This window comes from Paludibacterium purpuratum (assembly GCF_004363805.1).
Taxonomy (GTDB): Bacteria; Pseudomonadota; Gammaproteobacteria; order Burkholderiales; family Chromobacteriaceae; genus Paludibacterium; species Paludibacterium purpuratum.
The window spans coordinates 312,282-334,025 of record NZ_SNZP01000001.1 but is presented as its reverse complement, the minus strand read 5'-3'; the positions used below and the strand labels follow the sequence as shown (position 1 = coordinate 334,025).

Genomic DNA, 21,744 nt, shown 5'->3' with positions numbered 1-21,744 from the left:
TAGACTCCATGGCAGTGAGATATATAGGCCCCCTAGGCTAGCCATTCATTCTTAACCCGGCATTAACCATATCAAAATCAGGGATAAAAAAAGCCGACCGGGCGAGCCCGGTCGGCTTTCATACGTCCAGTCAAAGACCGATTACTTGTTCAGCATGTAACCGTAAGCGCGCTTGCGGCCGTCTTCATCCTGTTGGATGTAAACGCCTTGCAGTTCCGGCGAGAAGCCCGGCAGCAAGTTGATGCCTTCTTCCAGAGCCAGGAAGTACTTCAGTGCGGCACCGCCCCATACTTCGCCCGGAACCATGCACAGCACGCCCGGCGGGTACGGCAATGCGCCTTCGGCTGCGGTACGGCCTTCGGACTTGTCCAGCGCGATCAGCTCGACGTTGCCACGAACAAACTCGATGTTGGCGTCTTGCGGGTTCTTCGCGGCCTTCGGCAGCATCGCCTTGCGGAACATTTCCTTCTGCAGCTGCTTCACGTCGCGGCTGACATACAGGTTGTGCATTTCCTGGCACAGCTGACGGATGGTGTAGCCGCGATAACGTTCTTCGTTGTTGGCATACACGGTCGGCAGTACTTCGGACAGCGGCGCATCTTCGTCCAGGAAGCGTTCGAAGCGGGCGATCTGGGCAACCAGGTGCTGCATCTTGCCCATGTCTTCTGCCGGGGTCATCAAGAACAGGATCGAGTTCAGGTCGCACTTCTCCGGCACGATGTTGTTTTCGCGCAGGAAGTTGGCCAGGATGGTGGCCGGCACACCGAATTCGGTGTACTTGCCGGTCGCGGCATCGATACCCGGGGTGGTCAACAGCAGCTTGCACGGGTCAACGAAGTATTGGCCCTTTTCGTAGCCTTCGAAGGCGTGCCACTTTTCACCCGGCTGGAACTCGAAGAAGCGCAGATCGTTGGCCATCGTTTCGGTGTCGTGATCTTGCCACTTCTTGCCGTCGACCGTGACCGGAACGAACGGACGGATGTGCTTGCAAGCGGAGAGCAGCAACTTGCGGGTTTCGATACCGATCTTCACGCAATCGGCCCACAGCTTGCGGCCCAGTTCGCCTTCGTGCATCTTGGCGTTCACGTCCAGCGCGGCAAACAGCGCATAGAACGGGCTGGTGGAAGCGTGCAGCATGAAGGCGTTGTTGAAGCGCTTGTGGTTGCAGTAGCGCTTCTGACCCTTGATGTGCTTGTCCTTCTTGTGAATCTGCGAGGTTTGCGAGAAACCGGCTTGTTGCTTGTGAACCGACTGGGTCACGATGATGCCAGGATCCTTCTCGGTCAGATCCAGCAACAGCGGCGAGCAGTCCTTCATCATCGGGATGAATTGTTCGTAACCAACCCAAGCCGAGTCGAACAGGATGTAATCGCACAGGTGGCCGATCTTGTCGACGACTTGGCGAGCGTTGTAGATGGTGCCGTCGTAGGTGCCCAACTGAATGATGGCCAGGCGGAACGGACGTTCTTCCTTGGCGCGTTCCGGAGCCACTTCGGCGATCTGGGCGCGCAGGTATTCTTCATTGAAGCAATGTGCGTCGATGCCGCCGATGAAGCCGAACGGGTTACGCGCGGTTTCCAGGTAAACCGGGGTTGCGCCGGCTTGGATCAGGGCACCGTGGTGGTTGGACTTGTGGTTGTTGCGGTCGAACAGAACCAGGTCGCCACGAGCCAGCAGCGCGTTACATACCACTTTGTTGGAAGCGGAAGTGCCGTTCAGAACGAAATAGGTCTTGTCGGCGTTGTAAACCTTGGCAGCGTAAGCTTGCGCATCGTGCGGCGCGCCTTCGTGAATCAGCAGGTCGCCCAGCTTGACGTCGGCGTTGCACAGGTCGGCGCGGAACAGGGTTTCGCCGAAGAATTCGAAGAACTGGCGGCCGGCCGGGTGCTTACGGAAGAATTGACCGCCTTGGTGTCCCGGGCAGTCGAAGGCCGAATTGCCCATTTCGACGTATTGCTTGAGCATGCCGAAGAACGGCGGGAACAGGCTGGCTTCGTACTTGGTCAGCGCGGTTTCGACCTGACGACCATAGTGAACGGCGGACTGCTTGCCCAGTTCGATCACGCCGCTGATGCTCTTGAGCAAATCAGCCGGCAGTTGTTGGTGGCAGCCGGTCACGACGAAAACCGGAATGTCCAGACCCTTGGCGGCCAACTCGGCGATACGGCCGGCGGCAACGTCTTCCATGCCCAGAACAACAGCACCCACGTCGGTAAAGTCGGTTTCCGACAGGTTAACCAGCGCGCGCGTGGTGTCGAAGCAAGTCGAGGGCGCCGAACCTACCGCTACTTTCAAATAAGTCATGTTTATCCTACCTTGGGTTGGAGAGCGGCGCGTCGACCTCGCAGTCGATCTGCAGCTCTTTCTAAATTAACTCGGCGCTGTGGCAGCAAAACACCATTAACAGGCCGGCCGGTTTTCTGGTTCGCAACGTCTATAGTGGTACGCTTCGAAAAAAACATGAGGCGACCGGAAATAAACATTGATCGCGACACTCACGACGAAGCATCTATGGGGTAGATTTTATATCAGCGTTCGCTTCACTGATTTCTTTGGCGAGAACCGGAAATATATCCGTGCGACACGGGAACGTAGAAAATTCCCGCCACTCGCAACCACGCGGCAATGACTGGGCGCCGCGAGAAAAATCCCGCGGCAAGCTACTGCCCGTCTTTTCTATCCGCAAGCACGCTTCGGAGGAAATAGACTGATTAAAGCCTATACGACGGCGCTCATTATTCTATAGAACAATTTGTTTTTGTTTGATTTTCGACAAACGCCCCATAGACGGAACATCCTGATAAGGAAGCATTCTTTCGTAATTGCGACATGACATGCCATTGGCAAATAATCTGATAAATCAGGAAATTTATAGTAAATTTTTAAATTAGCCATTTGCCAATACGATATCTAATTCGGCGACCCTGCGAATAAGTTATTCACTCTGCCAAAGCGGCAAGCCTCTCTACGCCCAACGATGGCATTGCGTGCCTTGCAACCCTCTCAAGCAGCGATTTGTCACGGCATGCGGCCAAGCGGCTTCGCCATGTCGCAGGCATATGATTGGCCAATTTCACCCGATCGCGGTTAAAATCGTCCCCCGATTTATGCCATTTCCACCCCTATCCTGATGCCAACCGAACCCGCGCCACTACGTCGACTGCCACGATTCCTGGCGAGCCAAAGCTGCTCGACCCTGTCCTATCAAATGCTGGCCGTCGCGTTCGGCTGGCAAGTCTACGAGCTGTCGCACAGCGTGTTCTATCTCGGCTTGATCGGCCTGGCGCAATTCACGCCGCAGTTGCTATTGACCCTGATCGTCGGCCAAGCGGCCGACCGCTTCGACCGGCGGCGCATCGCGCAAGGCGCACAATGCCTACAGGCTGCCGGCGCAGCCGTGCTGGCACTGGCCTGCCTGACCCATCTGCAGAATCTGCCGCTGATCTTTGCCTGTGCGATGCTCACCGGCGCGGCCCGCGCCTTCGAATCCCCCAGCATGCAATCGCTGCTGCCGACACTGATCGATGAAGCGCACCTGCCGCGCGGACTGGCCTTGGGCGCCTCGGCACGCCAGACGGCGGTGATTGTCGGGCCGGCCGCGGGCGGCCTGATTTTCGCGCTTGGCGCGGACAAGGTGTACTTCAGTTGCATGGCAGCCTACCTGTTGGCGGCCTTCTGGCTTCATCGACTGCCCGGAAGCACTCGCTCGGCAAGCAAGGCGCCGATCACCCTGCAATCGGCCCTGGCCGGCGTGCACTTCATCCGCGCGCGTCCTGTCATTTTCGGCGCCATCTCGCTCGATCTGTTCTCGGTGCTGTTGGGCGGCGCCACCGCCCTATTGCCGGTCTATGCGCGCGACATTCTGCATACCGGTCCATGGGGGCTGGGGCTGTTGCGAACCGCCCCGGCCATCGGCGCGCTCGCCATGTCGCTTTATTTGGCGCGCCACCCCCTACGCCGCCATATCGGCCGCAAGATGGCCTGGGCCGTCACCTTATTCGGCCTGAGTACGATCGTTTTCGGTTTGTCGCACGGGTTCTTGCTGTCGCTGCTATCGCTGGTGGTACTGGGCGCGAGCGACATGGTCAGTGTGGTGATCCGCTCATCGCTGGTGCAGTTGGAAACCCCGGATGCCATGCGCGGTCGGGTCAGCGCCGTGAATTTCATTTTCATCGGCACTTCCAATCAGTTGGGGGAATTCGAGTCGGGCGTGACGGCGGCCTGGTTCGGTACCGTGCCGGCCGTCGTTTTGGGCGGCGTGGGAACGCTGCTGGTGGTGATGCTGTGGCGCCGATGGTTCCCTGCGTTGTTCGCCCGGGACACCTTCGGCGACAGCTCGAGCGTCAAGGCATAACGGTCAGCTGATCGTCGGCCGCGCCATGCTTGTCGTCGCCCGCATCGCTACTCGACGTCGACGTCGACACATCGCCGTTTGCGCCTTGCGAGCCGACAAAAGGGTTCCATGCGCTGAGCGGTGCATCGACCCATCCTTGGCGACTGGCGAGGAACCAGGCGCTCTGCATCAGGAACGCCGAGCACAGCGAAAACAACAGTACGCCGATCGCCGCCCACAGCCGTCCTCTGCCGGACACGCGCGAGAGCGCGTTGCACAACACCAGCATCGAATAGACCATCGACACCAGCAGCAGGCCGTCGGCCACATCGCCGGGCAGCCAGCTCACCAGCGGCTGCAGCAGTTGCAGCCCGCTACCGAGCAAACTAATCGCCAGCAACGGCTGGCAAAAGCGCAGCGGCGGCACGCGTAGCCACAAGCCGATAAACGGCACGAACAGTAGCGTCTCCAACCAGTTGTAAGCGATGCAAAAGCCGATGCGCCCCGGCAAATTGCCGCCCAACTCCGGCGTTCCTCCGCTAATGACCAGGCCGAACAGGGTAATCAACAAAGCCAACTGCCACCACGGATAGCGGTAGTCCAGCAGAGATTTGACACGAAAACGGTATAGGTCGAGGGCATCGCCCAACAAATGATTCATGGTCGCACTCAATCGAAAATCACCGTTTTGTTGCCGTAGGAGAGAATGCGGTAGTCCAGATGCCAGCGCACGGCGCGCGACAGCACCACCTTTTCCAAATCACGTCCCTTTTGAATCAGGTCGTCGACATCGTCGCGGTGCGATATCCGCGTCACTTCCTGCTCGATGATCGGTCCATCGTCGAGCACCTCGGTCACGTAGTGGCTGGTGGCACCGATCAATTTGACGCCGCGAGCAAAGGCGCGATGGTACGGTTTGGCGCCGTCGAAAGCCGGCAGAAAACTGTGATGGATGTTGATGATGCGGCTGCGGTAGCGCCCGACGAAAGCCGGAGACAGCACCTGCATGTAGCGCGCCAGGACGATCAGATCGACACCGGCCTCGTCGAACAACCGCCAAGCGGCGGCCTCGGCTTCGGCTTTGTTCTCTTTGGACACCGGAATCAGGTGGAACGGAATGCCGTTGAATTCGGCCAGCGCACGGCAGTCCTCATGATTGGCGACGATCAGCGGAATATCGCAGCTGAGTTCGCCGATACGCCAGCGGTGCAGCAAGTCGGCCAGGCAGTGTTCGTAGTGCGACACCATGATGGCCATGCGCGGCTTACGGCTAGACAAGGAGACACTCCAGGTCATCTGGTGCTCGGCGGCGATCGGCTGGAAGGCCGCGGCAAAGTCGTCCATCGGCAGGGTAAAGCCGTCAAGCGACCATTCGACCCGCATCAAAAACAGCTGCTCGCTGTCGTCCTGGTGCTGGTCGGCGTGCATGATGCTCGCGTTGTAGGTCATCAGGAAATTGGCGATCGCCGCAACCAACCCCTTCTTGTCCGGGCAACTGATCAGCAGAATGGCGGAGTGTTTGGCATGGCTCATTAGGTTCTATCTCTTCGTCTCAATATAGGTATGCGGGTCAGGCCGGATCGCGCCGTTCGGCGGCCTCGAGGATGTTTTGCATCAGACTGGCGATGGTCATCGGCCCGACCCCGCCCGGCACGGGCGTGATGAATGCCGCGCGCTGGCTTGCCGCCTCGAACTCGACATCGCCGCACAAGCTGCCGTCCGCCAGGCGATTGATGCCGACGTCGATCACCGTCGCACCGGGCTTGATCCAGGCGCCCTTGATCAGGTTGGGCTCGCCGGCCGCCACGACCAGAATATCGGCCCGCGCCACTTCATCCGCCAGATCGAGCGTTGCACGATGGCACACTGTCACCGTGGCGCGCGCAAGCATCAGCTCCAACGCCTGTGGCCGTCCGACCAGATTCGATGCGCCGACCACCACCGCCTTCCTGCCGGTCGGATCGATGCCGTAAGCCGCCAAGAGCGTCATCACCCCGCGCGGGGTACAAGGGCGCGACAGCGGCATCCTGCACGCCAGGCGCCCCACATTATAGGGATGAAGGCCATCCACATCTTTGGCCGGGTCGATGCGCTCAAGCAGAGGCTGCGGCGGCAAATGCGCCGGCAGCGGCAACTGCAGCAAAATACCGTCGACCGCCGCATCGGCATTCAACCGATCGATCACGGCCAATAGCGCATCCTCGGCGATATCGGCGGGCAACTCGACACTTAACGCCCGCACGCCAGTCTGTTCGCAAGCGCGTTTCTTGCCGCGTACGTACGACGCCGACGCCGGGTCGTCCCCCACCAGAATGAAAGCGATGGCCGGCGCACGCTTCCCGGCGGACAGCCGCTCGGCCACCGCCAGGCGAACCGCCTCGGTCACTTGCGTTGCGACTGCTTTACCATCAATGCGTTGTGCGGTCATACGCCCCCCGATAAACAGCCAAGAAAGATATTCATTCTCGCATTTTTACGTCCATGTACTCAACGGGTATTGACAGCGTGGGGCTCGATCCGTATAGTTGCCGACTCTGTAGTCGGGGCGTAGCGCAGCCCGGTAGCGCACCTGGTTTGGGACCAGGTGGTCGTGAGTTCGAATCCCACCGCCCCGACCAGAAACGAGTCTGACGGAACGTGCCCGTAGCTCAACCGGATAGAGCACCGGCCTTCTAAGCCGGGGGTTACAGGTTCGAGTCCTGTCGGGCGCGCCAGATTACGGCAGTAGTGTTTTTTCAGTGGTGGATGTAGCTCAGTTGGTAGAGTCCCGGATTGTGATTCCGGTTGTCGTGGGTTCGAGCCCCATCATCCACCCCAGCAGTTTTGCCTTAAACAGGCCTACCCGCCTGTGTATCGAATTCAGTGGTGGATGTAGCTCAGTTGGTAGAGTCCCGGATTGTGATTCCGGTTGTCGTGGGTTCGAGCCCCATCATCCACCCCAAGATTGCAGAAAAACCCCGCTCATGCAGCGGGGTTTTTCATTTTCCGCTGCAAAATCGTGCATCCATGCGGGAAAACCGGCTATTTGCCGGTTTTTTTCATCTTTTTATCACTTCGTCCAGTGCATCTCTTGTCGGACAGCATACGCCCCGTATATTCTGTTGCCATAAAACATACCAAAACATGCCCAGACAGCGACCCGATTCGAATGAACAACATGCAGCCGATCAAACGCCAAACCCTGACCAGCGCCGTTACCGAATCATTGCGCCAACGCATTTTGTCGGGAGAGTTCGCCGATGGACAGCAACTTCGCCAGGAAGCGCTTTCCAATGAATACGGCGTCAGCCGAGTACCCGTGCGCGAGGCCCTGCGCCAATTGGAGGCCGAGGGTCTGATCCAGATCATCGACCATAAGGGCGCATTGGTCTCCAAACTGTCGTTCGACGATATCCGCGAGCTGCTGGATATCCGCGCCCTATTGGAAAGCGAGCTGCTGCGCACCTCGATCCCCTGTCAGAGCCCGGACGACCTGCAACTGGCGCAACAGACGCTGGCAGAATTCGAGCAAGCGCTGAAGAACAATGACGTGCGCCACTGGGGGGAACTCAACGCTCGCTTCCATATGGCGCTCTACCGCAGTGCCAAGCGCCCGAACACCCTGGCGCTGATCGAGCAGTTGCACAACAAGACCGATCGCTATACCCGCATGCAAATCCTGTTCACCCAAACCATGGAACAGGCGCACGCCGAACACACCCAACTCCTGGCGCTGTGCCGCGCTGGCAAAGCCGACGATGCGGCGGCATTCATCCGTTTTCACATCCTGTCTGCAGAGAATGCCCTGGAGAGCATGTTGCAAGGGCAAGGCAAATCATGACGCTCGCGCAGTGCGCCCCATGACAAATCTGCAAAAAAGTCATTTCACGTAGTATATTGACGGCGATGCAGTGCATTTACCCGTAGATCAACCGGGAATCGATATATTCATCCACCACTGGGGCGCACGACACACATGAGAAAAAAAACCACTGCCGAGCGGATTTTCGACAAGATCGATTTGAAGATTCTGCAGCTATTGCAGAACAACGGGCGGATATCGTTGACCGATCTGGCAGAGAAAGTCGGGCTTTCGACCACCCCCTGCACTGAACGCGTGCGCCGCCTGGAACGCGAGGGCGTGATCGAGGGCTATTTTGCCCGTCTCAATCCGCACATGCTCAGCGCCAGCCTGCTGGTGTTTGTGGAAATCAAATTGTCGGCCAAGTCCGGCGACATTTTCGATGCCTTTCGTCGCGAAGTGCAGAACATTCCGGAAATTCTCGAATGCCACCTGGTCTCGGGCGAGTTCGACTATTTGATCAAGGCGCGCATTCCGGATATGTCCATGTACCGCGAACTGTTGGGCAACATCCTGCTCAAACTGCCCGCCGCCAACGAATCGCGCAGCTACGTCGTCATGGAAGAAATCAAGGAAACACTGTCTCTGGCCATTCAGGAGTAAACGCCCAGCATGAGCCTGGAATCCGTTCGCGACGAGTTCAAGCGCCGCCAGATCGAACTGGAGATCATCGAACTATCCTCCAGCACCGCCACCGTGGCGCTGGCGGCACAAGCGCACGGCGTCGAGCCGGGACGCATCGCCAAGACCTTGGCCTTCCGCCTGGGCGATGAGCGTGTGGTGCTGCTGGTGGCACGCGGCGATGCCCGCATCGACAACCGGAAATTCAAGGCGGCATTGGGCAAAGGGAAAATGCTGGGCGCCCACGAAGTGGAGACGCTGACCGGCCACCCGGTCGGCGGCGTCTGTCCTTTTGGTCTAGCCCTGCCGTTACCGGTGTATCTCGATGTCTCGCTACGCGATTTCGATACCGTCATGCCCGCCGCCGGCGGTACCCACACAGCGGTGCGCATCGCCCCCGAACGACTGCGGGACATCGTGGCCGGCGAGTGGGTCAATGTTTGTCAGCCGCCGACGCCTCCAACGGATTGATCAGGCAGAAGCTTGCCAGATCCCAGTAGCATTGCTGCCAGAACACCAACCCCAAGCGCTCGCCTTCGCATACGAATCCGGCTTTGCATAACATGGCGATCGACGCTGCGTTGTCTTTGAACACTAGTGCCTGTATGCGGTGCATCGGCCCGGCGAATGTGCCGGACCAGGCCAGCGCAATCAACGCCGCCAACGCCTCGCTCATCAGCCCGCGGCGCCAGAATTCCGGCCGTAGCGCGTAACTGACGCCGACGTTGTGCCATTGCCGATTGATGCCGTCGAAACTGAACGAGCCCACCGCCTCCCCCGAATCCTTCAAGCGCAACACCCAAGTCGCACCCAGGTCGAGTTGGCGCATCTGCTCCTGCACTTGCAGCCAATAGCGCGCCTGCTCAAGATCGGTCATGCAATCCTGACCGAACAGGCGCACCACTTCGGGGTTGGAATAAATGCGGAAAATCGCCTCCAGATGGTGTTCATCCAGAGGATCGAGCCGCAACCGGTCAGTCTCGAGAGTCGGGGGCAGTATCATGCAGCTCAGGCTAGCATTTCGCACCGCCACGCCTCATGACAAAAGATTAATTTCTATGAACCGGCCATGACCGGATCAAGCAAAGCGGATACGCGCCGCTTCATCGATGACAAGTCCCACATCGGCGCCCGGCGCCAACTGCGTGCGCCAGGCCGCCGCCTCGCGCGCCGACAGATGCAAGGTGTAGCACTGCCCGTCCTGCGACAACCGCAAGCGTATCCCTTCGGCCAGCGGCGTGAGCGTCTCGATGTGTGCCGACCGCCCCGCCGCATCCAACCACAGGGCCGTTTCCGGCAAGGCCCAGTCGTCGCAGACATTGTCGAAACCGATGAAGCTCGCCACCCAGGGATCGGCCGGCGCGGCCAACAGCGCAGACGGCGTGTCGCACTGCTGGATGCCCCCCTGATAGAGCAGTGCGACACGGTCGGCCATCGTGAACGCTTCCTGCCGATCATGTGTCACCAACAGCGCACTGATGCCCAGAGCGCGGATGCGTTGGCGGAACTCGGTTTGCAGCGACAGCCGTAGATGCGCATCCAGGCTCGAGAACGGCTCGTCCAACAGCAACAGCCGCGGCGCCGTCACCAGCGCGCGCGCCAGTGCGACACGCTGCGCCTCGCCGCCCGACAAGGCCCCCACCGCGCGATCGTCGTAACCGGCAAGCCCCACCGTCGCCAGCACCGCACGCGCTTGCCCGCGCGCCGTCGCCTTCGGAGTGCGGCGCTCCACCAAGCCGAAGCAGACATTGTCGAGCACATTCAAATGCGGAAACAGCGCGAAATCCTGGAACATCAGCGCGAAATGGCGCGCCTCGGGCGGAACCCGCGCCAAATCCTGTCCCGCGAAACGGATCGTGCCGGCCTCGACTGGCTCCAGACCGGCAATCAGCTTGAGCAGCGTGCTCTTGCCGCAGCCGGACGGCCCCAGCAACGCCATGATCTCGCCGGCGCCGACGGTCAGCGATAGGTCCCGCGCCAGCCACTGATGGTCGTAGCGCTTCGAAACCTTATCGACCTGCAACATCGTCATCCCCTTCTCGCTGCCATTCGATCAGCACAAAAGCCACCATGGCCAACAACATCAATAGACAGGACAGAACCAGCGCACTGTCCTGATTCAGCGCACCCGGCCGACCGAGCCGCTGATAAATCAGCGTGGTCAGCGTCATCCACTCCGGGCGCGACAAAAACAGCGTCACGGCGAATTCGCCCAGCGCGGTCGCCGCGGCGAAGGCCATCCCGCGCCGCAGTGCCGGTGCGGCGATCGGCAACAGCACGCGCCAGACCACGCGCCAAGTCGAGGCGCCCAAGGTGCGAGCAGCCTGCGGCAGGTGCGCCGGTACCGCATCCAGCGTCGCCGACATCCCGCGCGCGACGAACGGATACGCCAACAGCGTATAGGCCCCGATCAGCAGCGTCAGACTGGCGCTCAGGCGCGGATAGACCAACAACAAACCGAATGCGACGCAAACGGGCGAAACGGCATAGGGCAGGAAAGCCAGCGTGCCCAGCAGCACACTGCGCCGCGCGGCGAAAGCGTGCGCCAGCCCGAACAGACAGGCGCCGCCGAGCGCCAAGGCGGTGAAGCGCGCGGTATTGGCCAACGCCGCCCATACTTCGGGATCGGCCAAGGCGCGCCAGGCCGGTCCCGCCCATAACGCCCGCCAGGCAATCGCGGCCAACGGCGCCAGCGCCAACAAAACCAGTAGCCCGACGGCCAAGGCGAGCAACGCGCACTGCCGCCAGCCGCTCGGCACACACCGCTGAGCCACTTGTCCGCGCATCGGTCTGGCCAGCCCCCGCTCCAACCAGGCATAGCCGAATGCCACCAAGCTGGCCACCGCCAACACACTAAGCGCCAGGGCACTGGCATCGGACAGGTTCAGCTCGTAAGCCACCAGCGTATAAATTTCCACCTCGACCGTGGCATAGCGCTGGCCGCCCAGGATCAAGGCCAGGCCGAAGGCGGAAAAGCAATAAAGGAAAATCAGGCACAGCGCCGAACAGATCCAGGGCATGGCGCCAGGCAGCTCGACGCGCCAGAACACGCGCCAAGGCGTGGCGCCGAGCGAACGCGCCGCCATCAGACGATTGGCCGGAATGCGCGCGAATCCCTCCTGCGCCGAACGAACCAACAGCGGCAAGTTATAGAACAGGTTGCCGTACAGCAACAGCCAGGGCGTGTCCTGGCCATGAATACCGGTCAGCCCCTGCGGACCGAACAAGGCCAGCACGCCCATGGCGGCCACCAGCGTCGGCATGACGAACGGCAGCATCAAGAGGCGCAAAAGCCAGCGCCGGCCGGGAAAATCGAACCGCGCCAACGTCCAGGCAATCGGCAGCCCGAACAGCAACGCCAAGCCGCAAGTCGCCAAGGCCTGAGCGAGCGACCAGGCCAGGCGCCAGCGGTAGTACGGGTCGGACAAAAAGGCCAGCGACAACGCGCTGGCCCCATCGGTACTCAACCGCGACAGCGGCACCGCCACCAGTGCGGTCAGTAAGGCCAGCGGCAACAGCGCCAGCCATCGTGTCGAACGCATCCTACTTCAGCACCACCTGCGTCCAGCGCTTGATCCAGCCCTGCCCCTTGGCGCGGATCTCAGCCGCACCCGGCGTCTGATGCGCGGCGGGCTCCTTGGCATAAGCGAACACCGGCGCCAGCGGTGTGCCCTGCATCACCGGGTACATCCACATCGTCGTCTGCAGATCCTTCTGCACCGGCTCGGAACGCAGGAAGGCGATGAACTTCTCCGCCGCCGCGCGCTCATGGCCGCCCTTGATCAGCGCGGCCCCTTCGACCTGCTGATACACCGCGCCGGACAACGGCAGAGTCGCCACCGGCGATTCGTTGACCTTAACCTTGCTGTAAGCCACTTCGGCGGCCGGATCGGTCGCATAGCTCAACACGATGGGACGGCTGCCGCCGTTATGCGAGAAATCGGTGTTATAGGCGATGCCCCAATCCTTGACCACTTTGACGCCGTTGCCGCGCAGCTTGCCCCAGAAGGAGAAGGCGCGCTCCTCGCCCATGGCGCGGATGGTGGCGAACAAAAAGCCCTGCCCCGGGCTCGAGGTGGCCGGATTTTCCACAACCAGCAGATCGCGATAGGCCGGCAGAGTCAGGTCATTCAACGACTTCGGCAGCGCCAGCTTGTGCTGGGCGAACCAGGCCTTGTCGTACACCAGGGTGACATAACCGTAGTCGATGCTGATCAGCCCGCCCGGCAGCGCATAACGCGCCTTGCGGCCATCGGACTTCGGAGCGAACGGCTCAAGTATGCCAGCGGCCTCGGCCTTGCCGGCCAGCGAGTTGTCCAGGCCGAAAACCACATCGGCGATCGGATTGGCGCGCGTCAGAATCAACTTGTTGAGCATTTCGCCGGCATCGCCCGCCTTGATCAGCTCGACCTTGACCCCGGTCTGCTTTTCAAAATCGGCCAGTAGCGGCTTGGATAATTCGAAGGCATTGTGCGTCATCACGCGCAAACCCTCGGCCTGCGCGCCAAGCGCGGCGGCGGCCAGGGACACGGCAAGACAAAGGTGGCGGAACTTCATATCGGACTCTCCACAAAATGGGGAGCATGCCCGCGCACGATGCCGCAGATCACGCTCCCTCCGCTGGTACTAAGGGCCCTCTGAACCAGTTATTTACCCCGGCGGCCGGTCTGGCGGGATGGGATGCGCGGCGCGAGGCGCAGCGGATGGTCATTCCATCCGCAAGCCGCGCAACAAAGCAGACCGCCCGCCAGGCGCGGCCCCGAAGGGTTTGACCAAAAAGGGGCCGCCTGCAGCGTTGCGCTCCTTGGTTCGCAGAATAACTGCGACCTGCGTCGCGCGCCTTGCATTCGGCCCCTTTTTGATCAAACGCCGGGGCAAATAACTGGTTCAGAGGGCCCTAATAGATCAGGTAATCAGGGTCTCTCTCAGCCACAGCATCGCAAGCGGCACCCCCGGTGACAGAGAGGCATTATACCTCCGAATAAAAACCATCGTATCTGGATATTTCCAACACGGGCTTGGCCTAAATCTAACGTCATAGGCATTTTGTTTGCAAAATGCTTTGTAACAGTTCATTTTTAATGCAGGATAGAGGCCTATGTCCGAAAACCTACCCCAGACATGGCGACAACCCTAAATAGCCGACCGGTCATGAACAAACCCGAACACGCCGCGGCGCACGCCGTGGAAGAACCCGAGCTCAAAGCACCGGAAAGCGATAGTGCGCTGGCCAATATCGCCATGCCCTTAGGCGAGACCATTCTCAAGCTGCAACGCGAGAACGGTGTCTTGATGTACGGCATTTTGCAGCGCAACCGTGCCGTCACCAACCAATCCGATTTCTTCCGCGTGCAATGCCGCGGCTACGCCATCAACAGCAACGGTACCTGGAATAATTTTCCAGAAGACGAAACACGCTTTCACGGCAGTCGCAATTGTGCCTGGGTACGCGTCGACCACCCGAGCCGTTCGATCACCTTCGGCCCCAAGGCCGGCATCAACCTCTCGGACAGCCTGCCGGGCACGGGGCTTGACGATTTTTTGTTCGCCACGGTGGTCGCCTGGGCCAAGGGCACCTATCCCGACTATAGCGCGAGCCCCGGCATGCTGATGATACAAGCCGGCACCAGCGAAACCGAAAAACTGCACAAGCAAGCCTTCTACGCCAAACAAGGTTTCGAATTCGAATGGAGCGACGACCAGCAACGCTCCGGGCTGTACTACAAAGATAAGGTCGGCCGGTTGATCGGCGTATGCGACAGCAGCATGATCACCGAATTCGGCGGCGAAGCGATGCTACAAACCCTGATCAAGCAAGACCAGGAACGGCACGAGATGGCCCAGCACCTGGCCAAGATCGAATCGATGAACAATGCCGTCCATCAAGCGCTCGACAAGGAGCGCCACACGACTCAGGCCCTGGCGGTGGCGCTGGGCGTGGTCATTCTCATCGGCCTATGGGCGGTACTCTAAGGGCACCCGGACTCCGTGGCGGGCGCCGCGAGCGGTTCCCGCCGAACCGTTGCGCGTAGCGGCCGCGTCCAGCGCTGCACCAACACCACCCCTGCCAGCACCAGGCCGCCGCCTAGCAAATGATAGCCATGTAGCGCCTCGCCCAGCGACCAACATGCTAGCGCCACCGTCACCACCGGCATCAGATTCATCAGCGCCGTGGTACGTTGCGGCCCCAGCGCCTGTACACCGGCCAGCCACAGCATCGGCGCCATCAGCGAAGCCGGTATGGCGGCGTACAGCATCAACGGCCAGCCTGCACGCGTCACCGCGGGCGCGCCGGATACCAAGTAGTAGATCGACAGAAAACCCACGGCGAACCAGATCTGCAGGCATAGCGATGCCCAACGGTTCAGCGCGATCGGCCAGCGTTTGAGCAACACGCAATAGGCGGCATAAGCGGCGCAGGCCAACAGCATGATGCCGTCGCCGGCCGAGACGCCGTGCGCCAGCAGACTGGCAGGATGTCCCTGGCTCAGCAGATAAACCAGCCCGGCCAGCGATAGCAAGCCACCCGCCACGTCGCCGCGCGTCACGCGCTCGGCGAGCCACAACACCGACAAGCCGACCGTCATCAACGGCAGCAGGCCCAACAACAGTCCCATATTGGTCGCCGTCGTACTGCGCGCCGCGATATAAGCCAGGCATTGATAAGCCACCATGCCAAGAAATCCCAGCACAGCCAGTCGCGGCCAATCGCGCCAGATCATGACACGCGCGGCGACCAGTTCGCGCCAGACGAACGGCGTCATGCACAACGCGGCGATCAGCCAGCGGTAGAAGGATATGGCCGACGGCGCAATCGCGCCGGCCGCCAGTTTCGACACAATGGTATTGCCGCTCCAGATCAGCACCGCCATCAGCGGTAGCGCGTAGTGTCGCCAAGTGGTTCGCATGTCATTCATCTCAAATAATAATTTGTCTTATTTTCCAATAGACATATACGACGAATATAATGCGAACCAGACAAAATATAGCGAAAGACCGCCATGATTGCCCATACCGTGCAATACCCGCCGGATTTCGTCACGCTGCCCTATCCGATCTACGTGCGCCTCAACGAGTTCGAGACCAACGACCGCTTCCTCAGCCATCGCCATCCATGGGGGCAACTGAGCTATTCGGCCTCGGGGGTCATGGCGCTGACCATCGAGGGACGCCCCTTCCGCGTACCGCCGCAATATGCGCTGTGGACACCGCCGGAAAAAGAACACGACGCCCATACCCTACAAGGCGGCCGGCATCACTCGGTCTATATCGATGCCGCCTTGTGCCGGGGCTTGCCGGCCGAGCCCTGCGCACTGCAATTGAGCCCGATCCTCAAAGCGATTCTGGAAGACTTCGCCACACGTCGGCTGAACGTGCCCCATACCCCGGCAGATCGGCGCCTGACCGAGGTTCTGCTGGATCAGATGCGCCAGGCGCGCTGCTCCGACAGCTATTTGCCCGGCAGCAACGACCCCCAACTCTCTCGCTTGCTGGACGCGCTGCAACACTGCCCGGGCAACAACGACACCCTGGCGCAATGGGCCGAGCAGCTGCACAGCACAGAACGCACACTGGCGCGGCGCTGCCAGCGCGAACTGGGGATGAGCTTCGGAGAATGGCGTCAGCGACTGCGGTTTCTCACCGCGCTCTCGATGCTGGAGAAGGATCTTAGCGTGCTGCACATCGCGCTCGATCTCGGCTACAGCACTGCCTCGGCTTTCATTGCCATGTTCCAGCGCCGCTCCGGCCTCACCCCCGAGCAATACCGGCGCCAGCACCAATAAACCGCTGGCAGGAGCCGCTACATAAAAAAAGCCGCGGCACGGGCCGCGGCGAGGGAGCAAAACTAACAATAAATATAATGAGGCACCATCAGTTCAGACTGATTCGTCCTTGCGCCACCATCACGCAGGCAACCAGTCCCAGCACGGCCATGAACAGTGCCAATGCCAGTTCGAACCCCTTGAACGGCTTCTCGCCGCGCTCCCACTTGGCCCACCAGTAAAAGGCAATGCCCGGGGTATACAGAATCATCGACAGGAACAGATATTTCAGTCCGGCGGCATAGATCAGCCAGACGCAATAGCCCGTCGCCAAAACACCGATCAGCATGTCGCGCTTGCGCGCCGCATCGCCCGCCGGATAACCGGTGCCGCGCAAGGCCACCAACCAGGCGTAACCGCCGCACAGCAGATAGGGAATCAGGACCATCGAGGTCGCCAGCGACAGGAGTGCCAGATAACCCGCCGAGCTATACAGCGTCACCAACAGCATCACTTGGATCAGGCCATTGGTCAGCCACAGCGCGTTGACCGGCGACTGATGGCGGTTGACCTTGCCGAACAGCTTCGGGAATACCCCGTCGCGCGCACCCAGATAAGGAATTTCCGCCGGCAACATGGTCCAGGCCAACAGCTCGCCGCCCACGGCAATCACCAGGCAGGCATTGATCAAGCCCGCGCCCCACGGGCCCACGACATGTTGCAGCACGCCCGCGGCCGACGGATTCTTCAAACCGGCCAATTCCGGCTGACTCATAATGCCCAGCGACAAGACAGACACCGCCACCAACAGTACCGAAGTCAGCAGAAACCCCACTATCGTTGCACGCCCGATATCGGACTTTTTCTGTGCCCGGGTCGAGTACACCGTGGCACCCTCGATGCCGATGTATACCCATACGGTCACCAGCATCGAGCCCTTGACTTGGTCGAGCACCGAGCCGAGTTTCACATTGCCCCAGAAATCGGTGGTGAAGGTCTTCACCTGGAAGGCCAGGATCACCACGATCACGAACAGGATCAGCGGCAAAATGCGCGCGATGGTGGTCAGGATGTTGACGAAGGCCGCTTCGTGCACACCGCGCATCACCGTCCAGGTCAAGAGCCACAGCAGTACCGACGAGGCCAGGATCGACTGCCAGTTATTGCCGTCGGCGAACAAGGCGAACGGCTTGAAACCGGCCAGCGCCGAAAACATCACCACGAACAGCGACACATTGCCCACCCAACCGGACATCCAGTAGCCCCAGGCCGAATTGAAACCCATGAAATCGCCGAACCCGGCTCGGGCATAGCCATATACCCCGCCCTCGATGTCCGGCTGACGGTTGGAAAGATTCTGAAATACCAGCGCCAGCATCAACATGCCGAACAGGGTAATGCCCCAGGCGATGACCACGGCGCCCGCCCCCGAAGTGGCGGCCATGTTCTGCGGCAAAGACAGAATGCCCGCCCCCAACATCGACCCCATCACCAAGGCGGTCAACGCCACAAAACCGATTTTTCTTGCGCCACGATCCGGCGCGACGGTATCTGTCATTTTTTGACTCCCAGTCTCTTGTTATCCCTAACGCACACCTAAAACAGCGTCCTCTAATAATCTAAACGACTAATATACTTGTTGTACAATTCATTATTCTGGATATGGATTAGAGGTGCTAATAATGGCCCTGCGTATCGATTACCGACAACTGGCCGCCCTGGATGCGGTCATCCGCGAACAAAGCTTCGACAAGGCTGCGCGCAGCTTGCACATCACCCAGTCGGCGGTCTCCCAGCGCCTATCGCAACTGGAACAAAGCCAGGGCCAGCGACTGCTGACCCGCTCGTTGCCCATGGCGCCGACGGCGCAAGGCGAGCATCTGCTGCGCCATGCACGGCAAGTGGCCTTACTGGAACATGAATTGGCAGCCAAGATGAATGCCGACGCCGACAGCTACCAAGTCGTGGCGGTCGCCGTCAGCAACGATACGTTGGCGTGGTTCGTGCGCACCTGTCTGCAATGGATACCGCAAACGTCGCGGACCTTGCTGCACGTTTATGTCGACGATGAATCGCGCACTCAGCAGATGATGCGCAATGGCACGGTACTGGGCTGCATCAGCCAGCATGCCGCCGCCCTGCCCGGCGGCGAGGTGACGGAATTGGGCGCCATGCGTTTTTACTGCGTCGCCACCCCGGCATTCGCCGAGCGCCATTTTCCCGAAGGACCGACCGACGCAGCGCTCGCCAGCGCGCCGGCGGTGCTGGTCAGTCACGACGATCCCCTGCATTTCGATTTTCTGGCACAACAACATCCGGGCTTCGACCGGGTCTTTCCTTTCCACCTGATTCCGTCGATCAACGAATTCGTCGACGTGATCACAGCGGGGGCGGGTTTCGGCCTGATCTCCAATCTGCTGATCGGCGATCGGCTGCAAAGCGGCGAACTGGTGGATTTGAGCCCGGAGCGGGAGTTTCACTTGCCGCTGTTCTGGCACCGCTGGGCCATGGAGAGCGCGCTGATCAGCCGCCTGACCGACTCGCTGATGGCCGAGGCGAAGCGGCTGCTGGATTAATCGTTACGCATCAGCCGGTAGACCAGCTTGCGTTGCCAACTGCGCGGGGCAAAGCGGTTGGCGAACACCGTCAAGGCATTGAAGAGCCCCGGCACCAGCGTGGCGCGACGCGCGCGTAATGCCGCCAGCGCCTGGCGCACCACCGCGTCGCTCGGCATGACCATCAAGCGCTGATAGCCGGTTGCCCGTTGTCCGGAGACCTCGAAGAAGTTGGTGGCGGTTACGCCGGGCGACAGCACCGTCACGGTCACCCCGTGCGGCTTGAGCTCTTCGTGCAGCGCTTCGCCCAGCAGCAACACGTAGGCCTTGCTGGCGCAGTAGGCTGCATAAGTCGGCGAGGCCTGGTAGGCGCCGATCGACGCGACCAGCAGAATCTCGCCGCGACCGCGCGCCGCCATATCGGCGGCAAACAGCCGGGTCAGCTCGGTCAGGGCGACGATATTGAGCTGCAACATGCTTTGCAGCCGTTCCAGCGGCTGGCGATGGAAATCGCCATGCACGCCGAAGCCGGCGTTGTTGACCAACAAATCGATCTGCCAGCCCTGTTCATCGATCTGGCGCTTCAGCGCCTGCGCAGCCCCGGGTTCGGCCAAGTCCTGCGCGATGACTTGCACCGGTACCCGATGCCGTGCAATCAATTCGTCGGCCAGCGTGCGCATCGGCTCGAAACTGCGCGCCACCAGCACCAACGCAACCCCCTGCGCCGCCAACTGGCGCGCATAATCGACCCCCATGCCGCTGGATGCCCCCGTGATCAAGGCCCAACGTTGTCCCGGCTCGTTCATCGCATGACTCCCAAATAAAATGACCATTGGTCATTTTTAACACAAGCGAAAGAGGCGAACAAGGGAAAGGTGCGGCCCGTGGCCGGCCTTTGCGATCATTCGAGGGGGGACACGGGCGGCCCCCCTCCCCTCGCACGGCACCTCAGGCCGGTTGGCGCGTGGCCGCCAGCACAATCTCGCGGATACAAACGTGTTGCGGCTGTTCATAGGCAAAGCGGATGGTCTCGGCCACCGTCGCGGCCTCCAGCACGCCGCCCATCTGCTGCTTCCACTCGTCGTAACCGCGCTTGATCGCCTCGTCGGTGGTGTGTCCCAGCAATTCGGTCTCCACCGCCCCCGGCGCAATGGTAATCACGCGCACATCCTGGCCCGATACTTCTTCGCGTAGATTCTCGCTGATGGCATGAACGGCGAATTTGGTACCGCAATAGGCCGCATGGCTGGGAAAGGTTTTACGCCCGGCAATCGAACTGACATTGACGATGGTGCCGCGACGACGTGCCACCATGCCGGCCAGCACAGCATGAATGCCGTTGAGCAATCCTTTCACATTCACGTCCAGCATCCGATCCCACTCTCCCGGATCCTGCGTGGCCATGCTGCCCAACAGCATCACGCCGGCATTGTTGACCAATAGATCGGTCGGGCCGAATTGCTGCTCGGCTTCGGCGACCGCACTGGCCAACGCGATACGATCGGTCACGTCCAGCGCGCGGATCATGGTTTTGGGCAGGTTAAGCGCCTGCAAACGGTCGAGCCGCCGCCCCAGCAGTAGTAGCGGGTAGCCGCGCTCGGATAATCGTTGGGCCGTCGCGGCGCCGATGCCGGAGCTGGCGCCTGTTACGATGGCGAGAGGTTTTTGCATAACGCCTCCAAAAATAGAAAATAACGATAACCAAATCGGTTTTCGCAGTATGATCGAGTGATAGACGCTTGAAAAATACCGATTTTCTAGATCAGCTATCGAAATAATCTATGGATATCCGTCAACTCAAGGCATTCCTCGCGGTCTACGAGACGCGCAACATCAGCGCCGCCGCAACGCATCTGCACCTGAGTCAACCCACCTTGTCGGTGACGATCCGGCAATTGGAGGCGCAGCTCGGCACGGCATTGTTTCTGCGCCAGCCGCGCGGCGTCGGTATCAGCGAGGCGGCGCGGCAGTTGTATCCCCGCGCGCGCCGGCTGGTGGCCGACGCGACGGCGCTGAACGACATGTTCCGCCAAGGCCATGACGACTGCAGCCAGTTGACGCTGGGCATCGAGGGCGAGCCGGGTCCGGCGCAAATCGAGACGGTTCTGAGGCTGGCGACACGCGGCGATCCGCTGCTGCAACTGACGCTCAAGGCGGGTTGCCAGGGCGAGGCGCGGCTCGCGCCGGAGCACCTGCGCCGCGAAGAAGAATTGTTCCTGCCGCTGTGGGAGGAACCGCATGTGCTGGCGATGCGCAACGACCACCCGCTCGCCGGGCGCGCCATTCTGTCGCAGGAGGATCTGCATCAGGTGGAGTGGATCGCCTGCCCGCAGCATCCGACGCATGTGCAATTGCTGCACTGGTATGCGCCGGATGGCGCGCTGCCCTGCTTTGCCGCCCAAGCCGATAGTTTCTCGCTGGCGTTGGCCTTGGTCGCCAGCGGTATCGGCCTAGCGCTTTTGCCCCAGTCGCTGGCGGCCGGACGGGCCGATTTGGTGCTGCGAGGACTGCCGCAAGCCGCGCCGCTGCGCCGCATCGGCCTGTGCTACAACGAAACGGCCAGAGCCAATCCGGCTCTGGCCGCGCTGATCGAACGACTGGCCCAACACGTACAGACTCTCGGCGCCTGAC

General features: G+C 60.7%; 20 protein-coding genes and 4 tRNA genes. 12 read left to right on the top strand and 12 right to left on the bottom strand.

Annotated features, from left to right (window positions below; genetic code table 11):
* Positions 1–141: 141 nt before the first annotated feature.
* Entirely contained in the window at positions 142–2,304 is a 2,163-nt protein-coding gene (gene speF, locus DFP86_RS01475; protein WP_133678219.1) for an ornithine decarboxylase SpeF, read from the bottom strand.
* Positions 2,305–3,130: 826 nt separating this feature from the next.
* Between speF and DFP86_RS01470 the strand changes: the two genes are divergently transcribed.
* Positions 3,131–4,354, top strand: a complete 1,224-nt coding sequence (locus DFP86_RS01470; RefSeq protein ID WP_133678218.1) for an MFS transporter — start codon at positions 3,131–3,133, stop codon at positions 4,352–4,354.
* Here DFP86_RS01470 and DFP86_RS01465 read toward each other — a convergent pair.
* Genes DFP86_RS01465 through folD form a run of 3 tightly spaced genes read right to left on the bottom strand, consistent with a single transcriptional unit; the run spans position 4,344 to position 6,761 of the window.
* Positions 4,344–4,994, bottom strand: a complete 651-nt coding sequence (locus DFP86_RS01465; RefSeq protein WP_133678217.1) for a hypothetical protein — start codon at positions 4,992–4,994, stop codon at positions 4,344–4,346. The genes DFP86_RS01470 and DFP86_RS01465 overlap by 11 nt on opposite strands.
* Before the next feature lie 8 nt (positions 4,995–5,002).
* Positions 5,003–5,866: a formyltetrahydrofolate deformylase gene (gene purU / locus DFP86_RS01460; RefSeq protein WP_133678216.1), complete on the bottom strand. Its 864-nt coding sequence runs from the start codon at positions 5,864–5,866 to the stop codon at positions 5,003–5,005.
* Between the two features lie 37 nt (positions 5,867–5,903).
* Positions 5,904–6,761 carry a bifunctional methylenetetrahydrofolate dehydrogenase/methenyltetrahydrofolate cyclohydrolase FolD gene (gene folD / locus DFP86_RS01455; protein ID WP_133678215.1) on the bottom strand — a complete coding sequence of 286 codons (858 nt, stop codon included), beginning with the start codon at positions 6,759–6,761 and terminating at the stop codon, positions 5,904–5,906.
* 113 nt (positions 6,762–6,874) lie between these two features.
* On the opposite strand from folD, the gene DFP86_RS01450 reads away from it, so the two are divergent.
* From DFP86_RS01450 to DFP86_RS01420, 7 genes are all read left to right on the top strand, one after another.
* Positions 6,875–6,951: transfer RNA gene (locus DFP86_RS01450), tRNA-Pro, on the top strand.
* 19 nt (positions 6,952–6,970) lie between these two features.
* A tRNA-Arg gene (locus DFP86_RS01445) sits at positions 6,971–7,047 on the top strand.
* Between the two features lie 27 nt (positions 7,048–7,074).
* Positions 7,075–7,150, top strand: a tRNA-His gene (locus tag DFP86_RS01440).
* 48 nt (positions 7,151–7,198) lie between these two features.
* A tRNA-His gene (locus tag DFP86_RS01435) sits at positions 7,199–7,274 on the top strand.
* Positions 7,275–7,490: 216 nt separating this feature from the next.
* Entirely contained in the window at positions 7,491–8,153 is a 663-nt protein-coding gene (locus DFP86_RS01430; RefSeq protein WP_243729281.1) for a GntR family transcriptional regulator, read from the top strand.
* Between the two features lie 135 nt (positions 8,154–8,288).
* The gene (locus DFP86_RS01425; protein WP_133678213.1) at positions 8,289–8,777 is read left to right on the top strand and encodes a winged helix-turn-helix transcriptional regulator; all 489 of its coding nucleotides are present in this window, start codon (positions 8,289–8,291) and stop codon (positions 8,775–8,777) included.
* Between the two features lie 9 nt (positions 8,778–8,786).
* Positions 8,787–9,266, top strand: a complete 480-nt coding sequence (locus DFP86_RS01420; protein WP_133678212.1) for a YbaK/EbsC family protein — start codon at positions 8,787–8,789, stop codon at positions 9,264–9,266.
* Here the strand turns inward: DFP86_RS01420 and DFP86_RS01415 are convergent.
* The 4 genes from DFP86_RS01415 to DFP86_RS01400 form a co-directional block, all read right to left on the bottom strand.
* The gene (locus DFP86_RS01415; protein ID WP_133678211.1) at positions 9,229–9,798 is read right to left on the bottom strand and encodes a GNAT family N-acetyltransferase; all 570 of its coding nucleotides are present in this window, start codon (positions 9,796–9,798) and stop codon (positions 9,229–9,231) included. The two genes, DFP86_RS01420 and DFP86_RS01415, sit on opposite strands and share 38 nt — an antisense overlap.
* 75 nt (positions 9,799–9,873) lie before the next feature.
* On the bottom strand, positions 9,874–10,827 hold the full coding sequence (locus DFP86_RS01410; RefSeq protein WP_243729280.1) for an ABC transporter ATP-binding protein: 954 nt from the start codon (positions 10,825–10,827) through the stop codon (positions 9,874–9,876).
* A complete protein-coding gene (locus DFP86_RS01405; RefSeq protein ID WP_133678209.1) occupies positions 10,805–12,337 on the bottom strand; it encodes an ABC transporter permease in 1,533 nt (510 codons plus the stop codon). The genes DFP86_RS01410 and DFP86_RS01405 overlap by 23 nt, the downstream gene beginning before the upstream one ends.
* 1 nt (position 12,338) lies before the next feature.
* Complete coding sequence (locus tag DFP86_RS01400; RefSeq protein WP_133678208.1) at positions 12,339–13,352, bottom strand: thiamine ABC transporter substrate-binding protein; 1,014 nt, start codon at positions 13,350–13,352, stop codon at positions 12,339–12,341.
* A 594-nt stretch (positions 13,353–13,946) separates the two neighbouring features.
* On the opposite strand from DFP86_RS01400, the gene DFP86_RS01395 reads away from it, so the two are divergent.
* Entirely contained in the window at positions 13,947–14,768 is an 822-nt protein-coding gene (locus DFP86_RS01395; protein ID WP_133678207.1) for a hypothetical protein, read from the top strand.
* Here DFP86_RS01395 and DFP86_RS01390 read toward each other — a convergent pair.
* The gene (locus DFP86_RS01390; RefSeq protein ID WP_133678206.1) at positions 14,765–15,703 is read right to left on the bottom strand and encodes a DMT family transporter; all 939 of its coding nucleotides are present in this window, start codon (positions 15,701–15,703) and stop codon (positions 14,765–14,767) included. The two genes, DFP86_RS01395 and DFP86_RS01390, sit on opposite strands and share 4 nt — an antisense overlap.
* 93 nt (positions 15,704–15,796) lie before the next feature.
* Between DFP86_RS01390 and DFP86_RS01385 the strand changes: the two genes are divergently transcribed.
* The gene (locus tag DFP86_RS01385) at positions 15,797–16,579 is read left to right on the top strand and encodes an AraC family transcriptional regulator (protein ID WP_133678205.1); all 783 of its coding nucleotides are present in this window, start codon (positions 15,797–15,799) and stop codon (positions 16,577–16,579) included.
* Positions 16,580–16,667: 88 nt separating this feature from the next.
* Here DFP86_RS01385 and arcD read toward each other — a convergent pair whose 3' ends face one another.
* A complete protein-coding gene (arcD, locus tag DFP86_RS01380) occupies positions 16,668–18,116 on the bottom strand; it encodes an arginine-ornithine antiporter (protein ID WP_133678204.1) in 1,449 nt (482 codons plus the stop codon).
* Between the two features lie 124 nt (positions 18,117–18,240).
* On the opposite strand from arcD, the gene DFP86_RS01375 reads away from it, so the two are divergent.
* Complete coding sequence (locus DFP86_RS01375) at positions 18,241–19,134, top strand: LysR family transcriptional regulator ArgP (RefSeq protein ID WP_133678203.1); 894 nt, start codon at positions 18,241–18,243, stop codon at positions 19,132–19,134.
* On the opposite strand, the gene DFP86_RS01370 is transcribed toward DFP86_RS01375, so the two are convergent.
* Together DFP86_RS01370 and DFP86_RS01365 are read right to left on the bottom strand one after the other, a co-directional pair.
* Positions 19,131–19,919, bottom strand: a complete 789-nt coding sequence (locus DFP86_RS01370) for an SDR family NAD(P)-dependent oxidoreductase (RefSeq protein WP_133678202.1) — start codon at positions 19,917–19,919, stop codon at positions 19,131–19,133. The two genes, DFP86_RS01375 and DFP86_RS01370, sit on opposite strands and share 4 nt — an antisense overlap.
* A gap of 142 nt (positions 19,920–20,061) precedes the next feature.
* Complete coding sequence (locus DFP86_RS01365) at positions 20,062–20,784, bottom strand: SDR family oxidoreductase (RefSeq protein WP_133678201.1); 723 nt, start codon at positions 20,782–20,784, stop codon at positions 20,062–20,064.
* A gap of 110 nt (positions 20,785–20,894) precedes the next feature.
* Between DFP86_RS01365 and DFP86_RS01360 the strand changes: the two genes are divergently transcribed.
* Complete coding sequence (locus tag DFP86_RS01360; protein ID WP_133678200.1) at positions 20,895–21,743, top strand: LysR family transcriptional regulator; 849 nt, start codon at positions 20,895–20,897, stop codon at positions 21,741–21,743.
* Position 21,744 lies beyond the last annotated feature (1 nt).